Genomic DNA, 17361 nt, shown 5'->3' with positions numbered 1-17361 from the left:
CCAATGGCGAAGAAGGCAATGCCGCAGTCGAAGCAAAAGTCAAAGCCGAAGTCGCTGAGCTTTGCGCCAAGTTTCCGATCTATCCGAACCTGTAATACGAAGGACCCAAATCATGAGTTTTCATAACATCGACCAAGCCCCTGCACGCCTGAACCGCAGTGAACTGGCCGTCCCAGGCAGCCAGCCCGGAATGTTCGAAAAGGCTGCACAATCAGATGTAGATGTGATCTTCCTCGACTTGGAAGACGCGGTTGCGCCTGATGAAAAAGAACAGGCTCGCAAGAACATCATCGAAGCCCTGAACGATATCGACTGGGGCAGCAAAACCATGTCGGTGCGGATTAACGGGCTGGATACACATTATATGTATCGCGACGTGGTGGACGTGGTCGAACAAGCCGGCGAACGGCTGGACCTTATCATGATCCCCAAGGTTGGCACAGCTTCTGACGTTTACGCGGTCGATATGCTGGTGACACAGATCGAGGACGCCAAAGGCTATAAGAAACGGATCGGGTTCGAACATATCATCGAAACCGCGCTTGGCATGCAGAATGTCGGCGAGATTGCGGCCGCCTCCAAACGCAACGAAAGTCTGCATTTCGGGGTTGCCGACTATGCCGCGTCTACCCGTGCCCGGACCACGATCATCGGCGGTGTAAACCCCGATTATTCAGTTCTGACTGACCCGGATGCTGACGGAGGACGCATGACGCATTGGGGCGACATGTGGCACTATGCGCTGGCTCGCATGGTGGTCGCCGCGCGCGCCAACGGCCTGCGCCCGATCGACGGACCCTTCGGCGATTTTCAGGACCCGGACGGTTACAAAGCCGCGGCAAAACGGGCGGCAGTTCTGGGATGTGAAGGCAAATGGGCCATCCACCCCAGCCAAATTACCCTGGCTAACGAGGTCATGTCACCCTCAGATGCCGAAGTCACCAAAGCACAGCGAATTCTCGTCGCTATGGCCGAGGCTGAATCCGCGGGCAAAGGCGCCGTTTCTCTGGATGGTCGTCTGATTGACTATGCCTCAATCCGTCAGGCCGAAGTGCTGGTGGAAAAAGCCGGACAGATTGCTGCAGCTTGATCGCATCATGACTGTGCAATCGTCCGTATCGCTGCGCGACAGCGCCGCCGCCATCTTTGCCGAGGCCGTCGCAGCAGCAGATCCAGCGATGTCTCTGCGCCAACGGTTGCAATCAGACCCATTGCCATCACCAGAACATAGCGGGCGCAGCATCCTGATCGCAATTGGGAAGGCTGCCCCTGCCATGATGGAGGAGGCATTGCAGCATGTTCAGGGCAATCACATCGCCCTAATTGTAACCCACAGCGACAACTGGAATGAAGTCCCCGGCGCGACGGTATTGACCAGCGGGCATCCCATCCCGAATGAACGCGGATTGAAAGCCGGGCGACAGATCATCGCATTGCTCAGCGCAGCACGTAAGCAGGATCAGATCATTGCACTGATCTCTGGCGGGGGGTCGGCCTTGGTCCCCGCGCCTGTTGATGGCTTGACTCTTTCGGACAAAATAGCGGTCAATGAGGTTTTGCTATCTTCCGGGCTGGACATCGTTCGGATGAACCTTGTGCGTCAGCACCTGAGCCAGCTCAAAGGCGGCGGGTTTTTGCGGCACGGTTCGCCTGCCCCGATCACGGCGTATATCCTGTCGGATGTCATAGGCGATGACATTCGGGCCGTAGCCAGCGGACCAACTGCCTCACCAATCGGCAGCCACGCGGACGCCCGCAGGACCTGCATCGAGGCCGGAATTTGGCACCGGTTCCCAAAAGCCGCCCGTGCCCACCTGGAGAAGAGTATTCCTGAACGTTCTATAGCGGTTGAGGCGGCAAACAACCTGATTGGATCGAACACGATTAGTCTTGAAGCCGCGTTTCGCTGTGCGACGCAGATCTGTAGGGCTGAAATTGTGTCCGACGCGTTGATTGGAGACGTGTCCGATGCAGCCGAACAGATTTTTCAGGCAGCCATGTCTGCCAAATTTGACCAACCAACCGCCTTGCTTTTTGGTGGTGAAACGACTGTACGCCTGACAGGAACAGGTTGCGGCGGGCGCAATCAGGAATTGGCGCTGCGCGTCGCCCAATTGGCGCATGAGCGCACGATACCCGGCAACTGGGTTTTTCTTAGCGGCGGTACGGATGGCCGCGACGGCCCAACCCCGGCAGCTGGCGCAATGGTGGATGCAGGAACGATCGCCCGAATCCATGCGTCTGGACATGACCCTGCCTCCCTGTTGGCAAGCAACGATAGTCATAAGGCTTTGACGCTGTCGGGTGATCTTTTGATGACCGGAGCAACCGGTACCAATGTTGCCGACATTCAGGTATTGTTGCTTGGATCTAACGCGTGAAAGCGGGCGAAAAAAACGGTAGATCTTTAGATCCGTTATTTGCGATCTCCGGGTTTCTAAGTGATCAATGGTGCAGAGGCGTCGTGACATATACTTCGGGTCAAGAAAGAAAGCCCGATGTTCGAATTTCAAGCCGAGCAAGTGGTGGAGTTTCAAACGCCAAAGACTGCGAGTTGGTGAAGTCGGATTATTGATGCGGAGCGATTAACAGCCGGAGCGCAATCAGGCTTCCGAATGCTCAAGCTGGTAGCATGAACCGCTGTAGCCGAGTTGTAGACCAATAGCCATGTTTGGCTCTTTCCCGCTTTTGGATTATGAAATAGTTGCGTTCAGTACGAACATTCAGACTTATGGACGACCACGAATCCAGATTCAGTGTAATCTCATTTGCTATCCGCAACGGCTTTATGACTGAGGTTAGGCACGCTATCGGAAAGCCGTAAAACCATTGGATTTCGATTTCTAGTATTTTTCTGTCAGCATGATTATTTTACTAACAGGAAAAATTGATGCTATGGTAGTCCGAACTGGATTGGGTAATGCAGCTTGTCTTCTTGCAGAGCCCGTTTGGACAAGTGTAGCAAAACATTGAAAGAATGAAATTGAAAAATAACGACAAAGAAATGGCAACAAATCTGACACAGGACCCGCATTCTGTTCGCTCGGGTGACAGAGAAAAAGTTCTCGAAGTTGCCATTGGTCGCGAGGTTCGTGCTTTTCGCAAACAGCAGAATACTACGGTCGCGGAATTGGCTCAGCTGACCGGATTGTCGATTGGTATGTTATCCAAGATCGAAAACGGTAACACATCGCCTTCCCTAACGACTCTCCAATCGCTCGCTGATGCGCTTTCAGTTCCTCTGACAAGCTTTTTTAGACAATTTGAAGAGCGCCGCGAGGCGGTTCATACCAGAGCAGGCGAGGGCGTCGAGTTAGAGCGCGAAGGAACACGCGCCAACCATCAATATAATTTGTTGGGGCATATTGGTGCCAATGGTTCTGGCGTAATTGTAGAGCCTTACCTGATCACCCTGACCGTTGAGTCCGACGTGTTCCCAACGTTTCAACATGGCGGAATCGAGACGATCTACATGCTTGAGGGCGAGGTAGATTACCGACACGGCGACAAGATATACCCCCTGAAACCGGGTGATACCTTGTTCTTTGACGCCGATGCGCCGCATGGACCTGAACGGTTGGTTAACCTGCCAGCACGCTACATTTCAGTAATCAGTTATCCGCAGACAAACTGATCGGCTTGCGTAACAAGAAATCCGTGGGTCTGTCATAGCCGACGTGGCTGCCGGTACCTACGATTGTAAACCCAAGCCTTGAAAACACACGATGGTTTTCAGTGAGCTCCACGCGCGTTTCCAGTTCCAACGCAGATAGACCAAGGTCTGCTGCACGACTTGCAGCGTGATCTACTAATGTGCGACAGATACCCTGCCCCCGCATTCCTTCCTTCACCGCCAGTTTTCCAAGGTACAAGGTGTTGGCTTTGGGCGTCAAAAACATGCACGCAATAAGCGGTCGGCCCATGGCCCAGATTTCACCGCCTTTCCGACAATGCGCCTGCATCCCGCCCACGGTCAGACTATGGATAGAAGACGGAGGGTCGATCCGGGCATCCATGTACTGAAATGACGCGCGGAGCAGCGCAAGCGCGTCATACAATGCGGCATCATCTCTAGGAATTAGCCAAAGTGTTTTGTCCGGTTCAGTCATAAAGCCAAAACACTTCATAATGCTCGTTTATTTTGACAAAGGCGGTTCCGTTTCCAGATCCGGCCAGACTCCGGGGGAAGTCGGCAATCCATCATCAAACTGACTGAGGTAATCCAGCATCATTGGACGGTTGTCGATGAACCCTTTGTAAGTCGCCAGTTCAACCGGCAGATCACGTACAACGCGGTGCAGACGACGACCCCATTTTGGAACAGTCATCAGATCCTGAAAACTGCACAGATAGCAGCGGATCGGGAACACCAGCGCGTTGGACCGCGGCAGGCGGAAGAAGGTTTGCAACTCGACCCGAAGATGCTGTTTGTGGGCTATGTTTTCGGGCGTCAGTGTTGTCTTTTGGATGCCCCATTTGTGGTAGTTTTCCGGGCTGGTATCCAGCAGCGGGTTCACTGTCATGGTCCAGTTCAACCGGCGCGCCGGAGCGCCCTGTTGAATGTTCAACAGAAACTTCAGCGCACGCTTGAAAATCCCCATCTCATGTGCTTTTGGAACAGGTGCGTGCCATTCAAAAAAGTTCATGCCGATGTCGAAATCCAGGCTCCAGTCGGCCTGGGTCGTTACCATACCTGCGTCCATCCACAGCATCTCGTCCCGCTGGTCCAGCACTGCGAAATCGCCTTGCGCCTGACGTGTTATGTACTCCATCGGCCCGTAAGGCAGCGTGGTTTCATCCATGAAGGTAAAGCTGTGATCTATTCCCAATGGTTTGTTGATCCATCGCCACTGGTTGCCGTTGCGATGCAGCTCGAACAGGCCCGGATAGTCTTCGGATTTGCTAACCATGATCAGTTCCAACAAATCCCAGCCCGCCAAGGTCATATGCGGCAAAGACTGACAACGCAGCGGATCTTGGTCCAGAACAATCGCACGGTCTTTCATCTCGGACACGTAGTGTTCGTCCACATCAAACCGCATCTCGTAGACCGAACCCTCGGGGCCGCCCCGGTGCTGCTCCATGTTGACCGAATACATGTAGCTGTCTTCGTGAAACGGGAACGGAAAGCGTTTGATCGCCCATTCCGAGTTGTGGAACGTATAGTCGTCGCGGAAGGACTCATCGTTGAATTGAATGGTCATGTTGGGCCTCCTCTTAGCGGTCCAGCACAAGGGACTTGCCCTCGAAACGCGATACGCAAGGCATGATTTTCTTGCCTGCGGCTTTTTCTTCGTCCGTCAACCAATGATCGCGATGAACGAAATTGCCGTCGTGATCCAGCACAACTGTTTCGCATTGGCCACAGGCCCCGCCACGGCACAGATAAGGCGCATCCACGCCTTCGCGTTCGATGGCTTCCAGTAGGCTTTCGTTCTCACCCACATGAATGACTTTGTCCGATGTCGCCAAGCGCACTTCGAACGGTCTTCCGGGCTGCGGCGCCAGAAACTCTTCGTAATGCACGCAATCCTCGGGCCAGCCTTCGGCGGCAGCAGTGTCGCGCACCCAATCGATCATGCCCTTGGGACCGCAGACATAGACATGCGTGCCTAAAGGCTGACCGCTCAGCAGGTTTTCTAAATCGATCTGTTGATTTTGGTCGTCATAGTACAGATGTGTTTCGTTTGGATGCCGGTTTGTCAGTTGGTCGGCATAAGATGCCAACGCATTGTTACGACATGCATAATGCAGTTCCCAATGACCATGCAGAAGTTCAAGCTGTTTGATCTGCGCCAGAAACGGAGTAATACCGATGCCACCGGCCAAAAACAGGTGTTTGCGGGCCCGCAGATCAAGCGAAAACAGGTTGACCGGATAGCTAATGGTCATCTCGTCGCCCAGTTTGACCTGACGGTGCATGAACAACGAACCACCCCTGCCCTGATCATCGCGCCGGACCGAGATGGTATAAGACGACTGATCGAACGGGTCGGACATCAGGGAGTAAGGGTTAAGCCGCGTGATGCTGCCATCCTGCATCTCGACGACGGTATGTGCGCCGCCTGAAAAGGTGGGCAATTGTCCGCCATCAACGCGTTCGAACCGGAATCGCGTCACCAATTCGTTCAGCGGGGTAATTTCGGTCACTTTGACCTGAATTTTCTCAGCACCACTCATTCGTAGATCCCCTTCGGCTCGGGCACGTTGCCATGGTCCTCGGCATCAACTCGGACGCCTTGATAGGCGGCAAGGCGGCGGGAATAGTGGTCGCGCACAAACAGGTTGAGCCCACAGTGCGCGCAGACAAACGGGTCAACTTCGACATCTTCGGTGACGCCTTTGCAATGTACACATTGCATCCGGCGTGCAACAGAACCGCGATGTTCGGTCTGAATCGCAGTATGCGGAAGGCCAACGGCCATCACCTCGTTCATGGCCTGCCCCATCATGCCTTCGGTGCCGGTCAGATAGACCTGCAACCCCATATGCGCGTCCTCCAATACACGGCGAATACGGTGCAGCGCGGCTGCATAAGACGGGCCCTCGTAGAATTGCGCAGGGTTCAGCGCCTGTAGCTTTTCTGAAAAATCCGTGCCTTTCGGGATGTAGATCAGATGGGTCTTAGCCATCAGGTCGGGTGTAGCTATGCCGAGAACGGCTTCGGCCCCTTCGGCCTCTGCAATCATGAGATGACGTTCACCTGAGCGAACCTCTAGCGTACCCCAGACTGGGCGGCTTGCGATTGACTTGGGAAATTCGAACTTTGACATTGTGCCCTCAAATAGGAAAAGGGCGCCACGGTGTGCCCGTTGCGCCCCCTGAAACTCAGCCTTTTGCAGTTCTAATCGATTTGTCTTGATCGTAGAACGGCATCTCTTCCGCAGTTGCCGCTATTTCTGTCCCATCGCCGTTGCGCACTGTGAACTCGGTGCCCGGCGAGGCACAGGCGACCGGCATCCGTGCGATACCCACATTGTGCCCATTAATTTCGGAATACATGCCAAAGGTGACAACACCGACCTTTTCACCGTTTTGCAGCAGGTCAGCACCCTCATCCGCCGGGGTGGTGCCATCCAGTTTGACACCATAGATCTTGAACCGCTCTTTGCCTTGCGAGGCATAGTGGTTCTCGGCGCCGATAAATCCGGTCTTGCCCGGTGAAACTGTGAATTCCAGTCCCAATTCCCACAGGGTATCGCCGCAGGTTTCGTCGTCGAATGGATAGGTTTCCGAGTTGTCCCCGGGATAAAACAGCAGGTAGCTTTCGGTGCGCAGCAAATCGAGCGTCGAGAACTGGACCGGAACAATGCCCATGTCTTTGCCTTCGGCCAGGATGTTGTCCCACAGATGCACGGCATGCTTTGCCTGACAGAAAATCTCGTACCCGCGCTCTCCGGTATAGCCGGTCCGCGAAATCATCACCGGGCAGCCAAAGAGTTTGGTCTGCATGATGCCGAAATAGGCCAGATCACGGATGCCGGGAACATGGTTAGCCAGGAAATCCACCGCAACCGGTCCCTGCAAAGACATGTCGTGCATGTCATCGTCAAAAATGACCGAACAATTTTTGCCAGCCGCCACTGATGTCAGCTGCTCCATCCCCGTTCCTGTGCCGTGCACGACAAGCCACGTGTTCACTGACAGGCGATAGATGATGCAATCGTCGACAAATTTGCCCTCGGCATTCAGAATCGACGCATAAGTCGACCGGCCCGGCATGATTTTCTCCACATTCCGCGTGGTTACGCGGTCAATGACATAAGCCGCATCTTCGCCGACCACATGAACCTTTTTCAGACCCGACACATCCATCAGACCCGCCTTGGTGCGGATGGCTTCGTAGTCCGCTTTGGCGCGTTCCGGGCTATGGTCATAGAACCATGCGGTTCCCATACCGTTCCAGTCCTCAAGCTCGCCGCCGATCTCGGCATGGCGCTGCGCAAGGGCGGACGTCCTCCAAAGAATGGCCATTGTTCAGCTCTCCCGTTGATTGCTTTCTTGTTGGCCATATTGAGGCCGATGTCAGATTGAAAATCAACACCCATGTGCAGATTTTTTTCCTGCTGGGAATATTAGACTGCAATTTGTGCACCCTAGTACAAATTATCGAGAACGGTAAAAGTGGTTATTTATCAAAGTTATGGGTTGTATTTTGACGGGTCTGAAAGTGCATGAACCAAATGCCTAAAAGATGTTTGCCCCACATATCTATTGACAGGTCGCCAATGAAATTGTCCCCTGAGTAGATAATTATTCCCAGCAGGAAATTCTTCGCAGAAAGATCTCCTGCTGCAACAACAGGGAGACTACGAAGTGGATGGTAATCTAAATGCACTAACGACGGTCTTTACCGAGTTCTACTACTGGGTAACGGTCGTTTTCATGTTCCTCATCCATGTGGGCTTTTGCATGTACGAGGTCGGTGCTAGCCGTGCCCGTAACCATATGCACACATTGATGAAAAACATCATGATCATCCCGCTGGTGACGGTCACGTTCTTCTTCTTCGGCTGGTGGATTTACTGGGCCTTTCCGAACTTTCCGTTCTGGGGCGGTTTAGATACCGAAGCGGGCGCTGCAAATCTGCCATGGGCCGACACCATGGCGACCAATCTGGGCGACAGAATCACCGGCGTCTTCTGGGCGGCGTTCCTGCTGTTCTCGTGGACAGCAGCCTCGATTGTATCTGGCTCTGTGATCGAGCGGATTAGATCTTCGGCCTTGTGGGTCCATGCCGTGATGATTGGTTCAGTCTGGTGGATCATCGACGCAGCGTGGGGTTGGCACTACGGCGGTTGGATGGTGCGCGTTCTTGGGTACCACGATGCTTATGCTTCCGGGGTTATTCACGCAATCGCAGGCGGCTATGCACTTGGGGTGATCATGGTTCTGGGTCCCCGCCTAGGCAAATTTGCCAAAGATGGTACGCCGCGGGATATTCCGCCGCATAACCCATGGTTGCTCACCATCGGGATATTCCTGATCTACACAGGTTTCTGGGGATTCTATGCCGCATGTAATGTCCCGGCGATATCTCCGGAGGCAATCGACGGTCAGATAACGGGTGTCACGTGGACCGCGACCAATATCTATCTGGCTCCGACTACGCTTTCCGCGATTACCTTCAACTTCCTGATGTCTCTGTCTGGCGGGTTGATGGCAGCGTATGTCATTTCCAAAGGTGACGCGTTTTGGACGTTCTCGGGCGGTCTGGCCGGTATTATCACCGCATCTGCGGGTAACGATCTTTATCACCCGGTGCAGGCAATGATCATCGCCGCGATCGGTGTCGTGATCGTGTACAAGCTGCACTATTGGGTCGAGCGTCGGTTCAAGCTGGATGATGCCGTTGGTGCCGTTGCCGTACATGGCTATGCAGGGTTCGTTGGCCTGGTGATTTCCGGCTTTGTCCTGTGGGGAGTTCCTTCATCGCCATACGAAGGCTATGCAACGATCAACCCGGTCGGTCAGATCACCGGCGCGGTCATCATGTTCTTTGTTCTTGGCTTCTTGCCTGGTTGGATTCTTGCGAAAATCCAGTCGGCCGCAGGTGTGCTTCGAATTCCGGAAGAAGTCGAACTTCAGGGCCTCGATTACGCTGAACACCATGCCTATGAAGACGCCAAAGCCGCGATCATTGCAGCCGACAAAGAAGAACTGGCTGCCCGTGGCGTACCAGCTGAGTAAGGGAGAAAAAGAATGTCTACAAATGGATATACAAGCTGGGCTGTTGATCTGGCCGAGGTCGGACCGATCTATCCCTTCCAAGGTTACGAAGTCCTTATGGTCATCGTGGGCGTCGTATTCTGGATAGGTTGGCATCGCATCCAATTTGTCCGAGAAGGTGAACACCTCGAGAAGGCCCGCCACACTGGCGACGAAGAAAAAGTGAAAGCACAGCTGGAACGATACTGATCCAGCTTTGAAAGCTGGCAATGGGCATAAATCTAAATTCTTGCCCATTGCCTCTCAGGAAAATTTATTTCCTATGATTATTGATGTCCGTTTGAATTGTTGGTACCGTAGAATCATAGCGAAACACACAAGGAGATCTGCCAGCCATGTGCGGAATTGTTGGATTATTCCTCAAAGACCAGTCTCTTGCGCCCCAACTGGGCAATATGCTGACAGACATGCTGATCACGATGACGGATCGCGGGCCCGACAGCGCGGGGATAGCGATTTATGGCGAGGAATCAGGTGGTAAGACCAAGGTGACACTGCAGTCGCCCAATCCCAAGGACGACTTTACCGGTCTAGCCGAAGAGCTGGGGCAGCACTTGGGCGTGGTGGTAGGCCAGACTGATAATGACACGCACACAGTTCTCGACATTCCAGCAGGGCAGTTTGAAGCAGCACGGGCCGCGTTGGCGGAAATACGGCCTTCAGTCCGGATCATGAGCCGGGGCGAGATGCTGGAGATTTACAAAGAGGTGGGCCTGCCCAAGGACGTGGCCGCGCGTTTTGACATAAGTAGTATGAGCGGCACACATGGCATTGGTCACACTCGCATGGCTACCGAGTCTGCCGTGACGACGATGGGCGCACACCCGTTCAACACTGGGCCAGATCAGTGTCTGGTTCATAACGGCTCGCTGTCGAACCACAATTCATTGCGCCGCAAACTGCGCCGTGAAGGTGTAGTGATCCAAACCGAGAATGATACCGAGGTTGGAGCCGCCTATCTGACCTGGAAGATGATGAACGGGGCCACCTTGGGTGAGGCGCTGGAAAGCAGCCTTGAGGATCTGGATGGCTTCTTCACCTTTGTCGTCGGCACCAAGGATGGGTTCGGCGTGGTCCGCGATCCGATCGCCTGTAAGCCTGCGGTGATGGCCGAAACCGATCAATACGTGGCCTTTGGCAGCGAATATCGGGCGCTGGTGAACCTGCCAGGTATCGACGAGGCCCGCGTCTGGGAGCCGGAGCCAGCAACGGTTTACTTCTGGTCCCACAATGACAGCCCCACGACCAACGAAAAGGCCGCATGATATGCAAACCTATGATCTTGAAGCAGATGGCCTGCGTGGGTTGAACGCCACCCTGCAGTCGCAATCTACCGAGACTAACCAGACCAATTGGGAAGTCGTGAACCCCAAAGGCAGCCACGCCATTGCCGTTGGGCTGGATGCGCCCATCGAAGTGACGGTCAAGGGCTCAACTGGCTATTACTGCGCGGGAATGAACCAGCAGGCGACGGTCAAGGTCGAAGGCTCGGTCGGGCCCGGCGTGGCCGAGAACATGATGTCCGGTCAGGTCGTTGTCGAAGGCGACGCCAGCCAATATGCTGGCGCCACCGGCCATGGCGGTCTGCTGGTCATCAAGGGCAACGCGAGTTCGCGCTGCGGCATCTCGATGAAAGGCATCGACATCGTGGTGCATGGCAATATCGGTCATATGTCGGCGTTCATGGCGCAGGCCGGTAATCTTGTGGTCTGCGGTGATGCAGGCGATGCACTGGGAGACTCGCTTTACGAAGCGCAGCTGTTCGTACGCGGCTCGGTCAAGAGCCTGGGCGCCGATTGCATCGAGAAAGAGATGCGCCCCGAGCATCTGGATATCCTGAAGGACCTACTGGACCGCGCGGGCGCGGATGCCAGCCCCGAAGAATTCAAACGCTATGGTTCCGCCCGTCAGCTGTATAACTTCGACGTCGACAACGCCGCTGCTTACTGAGGAAGAAGGGTATGAAAGACATGGACGATCAGATCCCCCGCACCCTGCCGATTCAGTCGGCGACATTCACCAATCCGATCAATGCGGAAATCCGTCGCGCTGCGGCCACCGGTATCTATGATATCCGCGGTGGCGGTGCCAAGCGCAAGGTGCCGCATTTTGACGACCTGCTGTTTCTGGGCGCGTCGGTGTCACGGTATCCGTTGGAAGGCTATCGCGAACGCTGCGACACCTCGGTGACACTGGGCACACGCTTTGCCAAGAAGCCGATCGAACTGGACATTCCGATAACCATTGCAGGCATGAGCTTTGGCGCTCTCTCTGGGCCGGCGAAAGAAGCTCTGGGCCGGGGCGCGTCGGCAGCTGGTACGTCGACTACCACCGGTGACGGCGGCATGACGCCCGAAGAACGCGGTCACTCCAGCAAGCTGGTCTATCAGTATCTGCCCTCTCGTTATGGCATGAACCCAAACGACCTGAGGAAGGCCGACGCGATCGAGATTGTGGTCGGTCAGGGTGCCAAGCCCGGCGGCGGCGGTATGCTGCTGGGACAGAAGATCAGCGACCGCGTGGCCGAGATGCGCACGCTGCCCAAGGGCATCGACCAGCGTTCAGCCTGTCGTCACCCGGACTGGACCGGCCCAGATGATCTGGAAATCAAGATCCTCGAATTGCGTGAGATTACAGACTGGCAAGTGCCGATCTATGTAAAGGTTGGCGCGACCCGCCCCTATTATGATACGGCACTGGCGGTAAAGGCCGGTGCCGATGTGGTGGTGATGGACGGCATGCAAGGCGGTACTGCCGCGACGCAGGACGTGTTCATCGAGCATGTAGGTCTGCCGACGCTGTCCTGCATTCGCCCTGCCGTGCAAGCGCTGCAGGATTTGGGCGTGCATCGCGAGGTACAACTGGTGATCTCGGGCGGCATCCGCACCGGGGCCGATGTGGCAAAGGCAATGGCACTTGGCGCCGACGCAGTGGCCATTGGCACCGCCGCGCTGGTGGCGCTTGGTGACAACGACCCGAAATGGGAATCCGAGTACCAAAAGTTGGGCACTACCACCGGGGCCTATGACGACTGGCACGAAGGTCAGGACCCCGCAGGTATCACCACACAGGATCCCGACTTGGCGGCCCGTCTGAACCCGGTCGAGGCCGGACGCCGTCTGCGAAACTATCTCAAGGTGATGACACTTGAAGCGCAGACCATCGCGCGGGCCTGTGGTCATAATCACCTCCACAACCTTGAACCCGAGGATTTGTGTGCTCTGACGATGGAGGCCGCCGCAATGGCGCGTGTCCCGCTGGCCGGGACAAGCTGGTACCCGGGCAAGGAAGGGTTCTGAACTGATACTGCGCGGCTCCTTAACGGGGGCCGCGTTTTTGCTTTGGAAATTAAAAATTCAACAGGGAAAGGAAAGCCATCGTGACGACAGATCTCGCAGCTTTCGCAAAAGAAAAAGGCGTCAAATACTTCATGATCTCGTTCACCGACCTGTTCGGTGGGCAGCGGGCCAAGCTGGTGCCCGCGCAGGCGATTGCCGAGATGCAGGAAGATGGCGCGGGTTTTGCCGGGTTTGCCACTTGGTTGGATATGACCCCCGCGCATCCTGACATGCTGGCGGTGCCGGACCCGTCATCGGTGATTCAGCTACCATGGAAGCCTGAGGTCGCCTGGGTTGCAGGCAACTGCGTGATGGAAGGCAAGGATGTCGCCCAAGCCCCACGCAATGTGCTGCGCCGCTTGATTAACGAGGCCGCCGAGATGGGCATGCATGTCAAAACCGGAATCGAGGCAGAGTTCTTCCTATTGACCCCCGATGGTGAGCAGATCAGTGATCCGTTCGATACCGCCGAAAAGCCCTGCTATGACCAGCAGGCGGTGATGCGCCGCTATGACGTGGTGCGTGAGATCTGCGATTATATGCTGGAACTCGGTTGGGGGCCCTATCAGAACGACCACGAAGACGCCAATGGCCAGTTCGAAATGAACTGGGAGTTCGATGACGTTCTGAAAACCGCCGACAAGCACTCCTTCTTCAAGTTCATGACCAAGTCGGTGGCCGAAAAGCATGGGCTGCGGGCCACCTTTATGCCCAAGCCAGTCGAAGGGCTGACCGGTAATGGCTGCCATGCCCATATCTCGGTCTGGGATGCACCCGGAGCAGACGCCAAAACCAACGTCTTTGCCGGCGAAGGCGACGGTCCGACCGGCGAGGTGGGACTTGGCGAACAGGGCAAGTATTTCCTTGGCGGTATCATGAAACATGCCAGTGCGCTTGCAGCGATTACCAACCCGACGGTGAACAGCTACAAGCGCATCAACGCACCGCGCACCATGTCGGGCGCGACCTGGGCCCCCAATACCGTGACTTGGACCGGCAACAACCGCACACACATGGTCCGGGTGCCCGGTCCGGGCCGGTTTGAGCTGCGCCTGGCCGACGGGGCCACCAACCCCTATCTGCTGCAGGCGGTCATTATCGCCGCAGGTTTGTCCGGCATCCGCTCCAAGGCCGATCCAGGACGTCGCTGGGACATCGATATGTATGCCGAAGGCCATACCGTCACTGACGCCCCCAAACTACCGCTGAACATGCTCGACGGGTTGCGCGAATATGACAACGATACCGAGTTGAAAGCCATGATGGGTCAGGAATTCTCAAGCGCATTCCTCAAAATGAAACACCAGGAATGGAATTCCTTCGTCAGCCATTTCTCACGCTGGGAAAAAGACCACACGCTCGACATCTAAACAAATCAGGGGCTGCAGGCATCCTGCTGCCCCACCCCTTCGGTTAGGCGGATACCCGCACCTCGTGAATATACTGATTTTCCAGCATACGCCGGGCGAAAACCCCGGAGCGTTTCTGGAGCACATTTCGTCATGCGGTGATACGGCCGGTATTGTGCATTTCTATGATGGTCAACCGATCCCGCAGCTTGACGAATTTGATTTGCTTCTTGTTCTGGGCGGTCCGATGGACGTCTGGGAAATCGAAGCACATCCGTGGCTTGTGCGTGAAAAGCAAGCAATCAGAACCTGGGTCCAAGAGCTCAAACGTCCTTACTTTGGTATTTGTCTTGGACACCAACTTTTGGTTGACGCGCTGGGTGGGAAATGCGCACGCATGCAAAAGCCCGAGATCGGCGTGCATTCCATCAATCTGACCGGTAATACGCGGGGTGATCCGCTGTTCGAGCTCTTGCCTCATCAGTTCAGGGTGCTTCAATGGCATGGAGTTGAAGCTGTTGATCTGCCAGTCGACTCATCAATTATGGCACAATCTGATGCCTGTGCTGTTCAGGCATTGCGGGTTTCAGACTGTGCGTGGGGCGTACAATTCCACCCCGAGCTCGTTCAGGGCACAATCCAATCGTGGATGAGCGATGCCGCCAACCATCAATGCGCTGTTGATTGGCTAGGCTCCGCAGATGCAGCGTGGGAAATGGTCTCTGACAGTGACCAAATAGTTGAAGAACAATTCAGGATAACATCCAGCTTCTATAACAGATTGCGACAGATCTGATCACACGCGATCAACCGGGAACTTCAATGTTCTCTTCGCTGTCTGCTTCAACCCTCCAATCGGGGACATCGTTGACAAGCATCAGTGCAGCGCGGCGCAATGTTGCGCGCATTTTGCCCACCACTGGACCGTCCATTTCGCAATCTGCCAATGCGGCGTCAAAAGTTTCCAGCCAAAGCTCGGCATCCGCTTCACGTATCGGCACATGCGCGTGTATTTCTCGCAAGTCCATATGACCAAATCGCTCACGATAATAAGCACGACCGCCCAAAAACCCGCTCAGGAATTCGAACTGCGCCTGTCTTGTATGAGATAATCCATGACCGCGAAAATGTAGTCTGTGCAGCGAATGCACCGCCGGGTCGGTCTCCATTCGGTCGTAGAAACGTTCGACAAGAGTCCGCAGCTTTTCTTCGCCACCGAGTTGATCCAAAGCCGATGACATAGGTCTCTTCTCCGAGTTGCCACTGTCAATAATTATTGCATACCAGGAAAATAAGTTTATCACCAGTGACATGTTGGCGCGGTTGATATCGAGAGAAGGATACGAAATTTCCTGGCATTCCCAGTTACGCGAGGCGACCGGATGAGCGCCCTTGCTCTGGGTCTGCTGGCAGCGTTGTGCTGGGGTTTTCACGATCTTGCTGTGAGATATATCAGTCAGTCCGTGAGCGTCATTGCCGCATTGATGGCCGTACTGGTTGCCGGGGCGCTGCTACAGTTCGGTCTTGTGGCAATATGGGCTGGATTCGCCCCCATGTCCGCCAAAGCAGTATCCTACGCAGTTGTAGCAGGCGGCTTTTATTTGCTGGCTGGCCTCAGTATGTATGCTGCATTTCAACGCGGGCCTGTACGTCTCGTCGCTCCGCTTGTCGCTAGCTATCCGGTCTTGTCTGTCACACTTGCGATATGGCGTGGTTCCGAGGTCAGCATCTGGCAATGGCTGGCGATCATTGCCATTGGCGTCGGCGTGTCCATTGTATCGACGCAATCCGACGACGGTACGGAATACCCTGCCACAGGGCCGACGATTGCCTTTTCTATACTCGCTGCAATTGGGTTCGCTGCAACATTCGCTTTGGGTCAGTACGCAGCCGAACTGGGCGACGAGTTCATTGTTTCACTGATTGGCCGTCTGACCGCTATCCCTGTGCTGGCGGCAATCGCCATTGCATCTCGCAAGTCGCTTTGGCCGGGCGCACGAGCCCTGCCCCTGTTGTGCCTGATGGGTGCGCTCGATGCGGTGGCAATTCTGTGCGTCGTGTCTGCCGGTGGGTTGCCTAATGCCCAATACGCGTCCGTTGCAGCCTCGATCTTCGGGTTGTTGACTGTTGTTTTGGCTTGGGCAATTTTGCGAGAGGAAATGGCTTTCTTTCAATGGCTTGGATGCATTATCGCTTTTACGGGGATCGGCTATCTCGCGATCTGAGCATCTGCGTTATCCAACGCATTCCTTTGGGTCTGATGGGCAGCAATCGCACTGTTTAATACGCAATCAACTTCGCCCGGACGAACGGGTCCGGGATTGTGCCATGCAACGGGGCGAATGAGGTCTTTATGCCCCTGTAACTCACTTCGCAAGTTGAGTACGTCAATATGCGCAGGCGCATCAGGTAAAAGCAGGACAGCATAGACATCCACGGACTCGTTTAGTTGTTTGATCTGAGTTCGACATTCGTCCTGCGACATTTCTTTGCCCCAGAGCTGCTGATCCAGTGCCATGTCTATTTGTGCCGCGCGGGCTATCAAAGCGCGGACGCGTGCAACATTCGTCGGAGAGTGGCCAATTGATACTATCACCATACGCATGGCGCGGCCCGCCAATCGCCAATATTGTAGCACTTTGGAACTGGCCAACTTGCCATCGCCTGCGTGAAGAGCGGCAGCAAATCTCACGCTGTCAGGCCTTCGGGCTCTGGCAGGCCATTCGCCCGGCACGCTGCGGTCAGCGTATTTGCAAGCAGGCAGGCGATCGTCATCGGGCCTACGCCACCCGGTACCGGAGTGATTGCACCTGCGCGTTCGGCCGCGCTGGCATAGTCCACATCGCCAACCAGTTTGTTCTTGCCGTCACGTTCGATCCGGTTGATGCCCACGTCGATTACGGTCGCGCCTTCCTTGATCCAGTCACCCGGCACCATCTCGGGGC

General features: G+C 55.2%; 18 protein-coding genes and 1 pseudogene. 11 read left to right on the top strand and 8 right to left on the bottom strand.

What is annotated here, in order from left to right; translation table 11 throughout:
- The first annotated feature begins 112 nt into the window (after positions 1-112).
- From ACR0DU_RS21185 to ACR0DU_RS21175, 3 genes are all read left to right on the top strand, one after another.
- A complete protein-coding gene (locus tag ACR0DU_RS21185) occupies positions 113-1090 on the top strand; it encodes an HpcH/HpaI aldolase/citrate lyase family protein (protein ID WP_480877283.1) in 978 nt (325 codons plus the stop codon).
- Between the two features lie 7 nt (positions 1091-1097).
- On the top strand, positions 1098-2381 hold the full coding sequence (locus ACR0DU_RS21180; RefSeq protein ID WP_480877280.1) for a glycerate kinase type-2 family protein: 1284 nt from the start codon (positions 1098-1100) through the stop codon (positions 2379-2381).
- A gap of 596 nt (positions 2382-2977) precedes the next feature.
- Positions 2978-3634, top strand: coding sequence for a helix-turn-helix domain-containing protein (locus ACR0DU_RS21175; RefSeq protein ID WP_010437799.1), 657 nt, complete (start codon positions 2978-2980; stop codon positions 3632-3634).
- Here ACR0DU_RS21175 and ACR0DU_RS21170 read toward each other — a convergent pair.
- The 5 genes from ACR0DU_RS21170 to ACR0DU_RS21150 are packed head-to-tail and all read right to left on the bottom strand — an operon-like array spanning position 3612 to position 7974.
- A complete protein-coding gene (locus ACR0DU_RS21170) occupies positions 3612-4109 on the bottom strand; it encodes a GNAT family N-acetyltransferase (protein ID WP_319544384.1) in 498 nt (165 codons plus the stop codon). The genes ACR0DU_RS21175 and ACR0DU_RS21170 overlap by 23 nt on opposite strands.
- Positions 4110-4136: 27 nt before the next feature.
- Complete coding sequence (locus ACR0DU_RS21165; protein ID WP_319544383.1) at positions 4137-5204, bottom strand: heme-dependent oxidative N-demethylase family protein; 1068 nt, start codon at positions 5202-5204, stop codon at positions 4137-4139.
- A gap of 13 nt (positions 5205-5217) precedes the next feature.
- Entirely contained in the window at positions 5218-6180 is a 963-nt protein-coding gene (locus ACR0DU_RS21160; RefSeq protein WP_480877276.1) for a PDR/VanB family oxidoreductase, read from the bottom strand.
- Positions 6177-6773 (bottom strand): dimethylamine monooxygenase subunit DmmA family protein, encoded by a 597-nt coding sequence (locus ACR0DU_RS21155; protein ID WP_480877273.1) that lies wholly within the window; start codon positions 6771-6773, stop codon positions 6177-6179. The genes ACR0DU_RS21160 and ACR0DU_RS21155 overlap by 4 nt, the downstream gene beginning before the upstream one ends.
- Positions 6774-6828: 55 nt before the next feature.
- Positions 6829-7974 carry an aminomethyl transferase family protein gene (locus ACR0DU_RS21150; protein ID WP_480877271.1) on the bottom strand — a complete coding sequence of 382 codons (1146 nt, stop codon included), beginning with the start codon at positions 7972-7974 and terminating at the stop codon, positions 6829-6831.
- A gap of 342 nt (positions 7975-8316) precedes the next feature.
- Between ACR0DU_RS21150 and ACR0DU_RS21145 the strand changes: the two genes are divergently transcribed.
- The 7 genes from ACR0DU_RS21145 to ACR0DU_RS21115 all read left to right on the top strand — a co-directional run bounded on the left by ACR0DU_RS21145 (position 8317) and on the right by ACR0DU_RS21115 (position 15212).
- Entirely contained in the window at positions 8317-9690 is a 1374-nt protein-coding gene (locus tag ACR0DU_RS21145; protein ID WP_010437788.1) for an ammonium transporter, read from the top strand.
- A gap of 12 nt (positions 9691-9702) precedes the next feature.
- Positions 9703-9918: a hypothetical protein gene (locus ACR0DU_RS21140; protein WP_010437786.1), complete on the top strand. Its 216-nt coding sequence runs from the start codon at positions 9703-9705 to the stop codon at positions 9916-9918.
- A 146-nt stretch (positions 9919-10064) separates the two neighbouring features.
- Positions 10065-10994, top strand: a complete 930-nt coding sequence (locus ACR0DU_RS21135; RefSeq protein WP_480877268.1) for a class II glutamine amidotransferase — start codon at positions 10065-10067, stop codon at positions 10992-10994.
- 1 nt (position 10995) lies between these two features.
- A complete protein-coding gene (locus ACR0DU_RS21130; RefSeq protein ID WP_170474697.1) occupies positions 10996-11679 on the top strand; it encodes a GltB/FmdC/FwdC-like GXGXG domain-containing protein in 684 nt (227 codons plus the stop codon).
- 20 nt (positions 11680-11699) lie between these two features.
- Positions 11700-13028: an FMN-binding glutamate synthase family protein gene (locus tag ACR0DU_RS21125; protein ID WP_010437779.1), complete on the top strand. Its 1329-nt coding sequence runs from the start codon at positions 11700-11702 to the stop codon at positions 13026-13028.
- Positions 13029-13108: 80 nt separating this feature from the next.
- Entirely contained in the window at positions 13109-14437 is a 1329-nt protein-coding gene (gene glnT, locus ACR0DU_RS21120; protein WP_480717763.1) for a type III glutamate--ammonia ligase, read from the top strand.
- A 64-nt stretch (positions 14438-14501) separates the two neighbouring features.
- Positions 14502-15212, top strand: a complete 711-nt coding sequence (locus ACR0DU_RS21115; protein ID WP_480877264.1) for a type 1 glutamine amidotransferase — start codon at positions 14502-14504, stop codon at positions 15210-15212.
- A 10-nt stretch (positions 15213-15222) separates the two neighbouring features.
- On the opposite strand, the gene ACR0DU_RS21110 is transcribed toward ACR0DU_RS21115, so the two are convergent.
- Positions 15223-15657 (bottom strand): group II truncated hemoglobin, encoded by a 435-nt coding sequence (locus ACR0DU_RS21110; protein ID WP_319544375.1) that lies wholly within the window; start codon positions 15655-15657, stop codon positions 15223-15225.
- A gap of 141 nt (positions 15658-15798) precedes the next feature.
- Here ACR0DU_RS21110 and ACR0DU_RS21105 point away from each other — a divergent pair, with 141 nt between their 5' ends.
- A complete protein-coding gene (locus tag ACR0DU_RS21105; RefSeq protein ID WP_170782222.1) occupies positions 15799-16641 on the top strand; it encodes a DMT family transporter in 843 nt (280 codons plus the stop codon).
- Here ACR0DU_RS21105 and ACR0DU_RS21100 read toward each other — a convergent pair.
- On the bottom strand, positions 16626-17108 hold the full coding sequence (locus ACR0DU_RS21100; protein ID WP_480877260.1) for a hypothetical protein: 483 nt from the start codon (positions 17106-17108) through the stop codon (positions 16626-16628). The two genes, ACR0DU_RS21105 and ACR0DU_RS21100, sit on opposite strands and share 16 nt — an antisense overlap.
- Positions 17105-17361, bottom strand: a pseudogene (locus ACR0DU_RS21095) (bifunctional methylenetetrahydrofolate dehydrogenase/methenyltetrahydrofolate cyclohydrolase); the annotation flags it as partial. The pseudogene ACR0DU_RS21095 and the gene ACR0DU_RS21100, both read right to left, overlap by 4 nt.

Source organism: Ruegeria sp. G2 (assembly GCF_056533505.1).
Note: the sequence above shows the minus strand (reverse complement) of the source record. Positions and strands in the feature narration are given on the sequence as shown.

Excerpts from the sequence above, each read along its gene's own strand:
- ACR0DU_RS21110 (WP_319544375.1), bottom strand. The coding sequence starts at position 15,657 with ATGTCATCGGCTTTGGATCAACTCGGTGGCGAAGAAAAGCTGCGGACT.
- ACR0DU_RS21130 (WP_170474697.1), top strand. The coding sequence starts at position 10,996 with ATGCAAACCTATGATCTTGAAGCAGATGGCCTGCGTGGGTTGAACGCC.
- ACR0DU_RS21170 (WP_319544384.1), bottom strand. The coding sequence starts at position 4,109 with ATGACTGAACCGGACAAAACACTTTGGCTAATTCCTAGAGATGATGCC.
- ACR0DU_RS21175 (WP_010437799.1), top strand. The coding sequence starts at position 2,978 with ATGAAATTGAAAAATAACGACAAAGAAATGGCAACAAATCTGACACAG.
- ACR0DU_RS21165 (WP_319544383.1), bottom strand. The coding sequence starts at position 5,204 with ATGACCATTCAATTCAACGATGAGTCCTTCCGCGACGACTATACGTTC.
- ACR0DU_RS21185 (WP_480877283.1), top strand. The coding sequence starts at position 113 with ATGAGTTTTCATAACATCGACCAAGCCCCTGCACGCCTGAACCGCAGT.
- ACR0DU_RS21150 (WP_480877271.1), bottom strand. The coding sequence starts at position 7,974 with ATGGCCATTCTTTGGAGGACGTCCGCCCTTGCGCAGCGCCATGCCGAG.
- ACR0DU_RS21140 (WP_010437786.1), top strand. The coding sequence starts at position 9,703 with ATGTCTACAAATGGATATACAAGCTGGGCTGTTGATCTGGCCGAGGTC.
- ACR0DU_RS21135 (WP_480877268.1), top strand. The coding sequence starts at position 10,065 with ATGTGCGGAATTGTTGGATTATTCCTCAAAGACCAGTCTCTTGCGCCC.
- ACR0DU_RS21160 (WP_480877276.1), bottom strand. The coding sequence starts at position 6,180 with ATGAGTGGTGCTGAGAAAATTCAGGTCAAAGTGACCGAAATTACCCCG.
- ACR0DU_RS21125 (WP_010437779.1), top strand. The coding sequence starts at position 11,700 with ATGGACGATCAGATCCCCCGCACCCTGCCGATTCAGTCGGCGACATTC.
- ACR0DU_RS21155 (WP_480877273.1), bottom strand. The coding sequence starts at position 6,773 with ATGTCAAAGTTCGAATTTCCCAAGTCAATCGCAAGCCGCCCAGTCTGG.
- ACR0DU_RS21105 (WP_170782222.1), top strand. The coding sequence starts at position 15,799 with ATGAGCGCCCTTGCTCTGGGTCTGCTGGCAGCGTTGTGCTGGGGTTTT.
- ACR0DU_RS21180 (WP_480877280.1), top strand. The coding sequence starts at position 1,098 with ATGACTGTGCAATCGTCCGTATCGCTGCGCGACAGCGCCGCCGCCATC.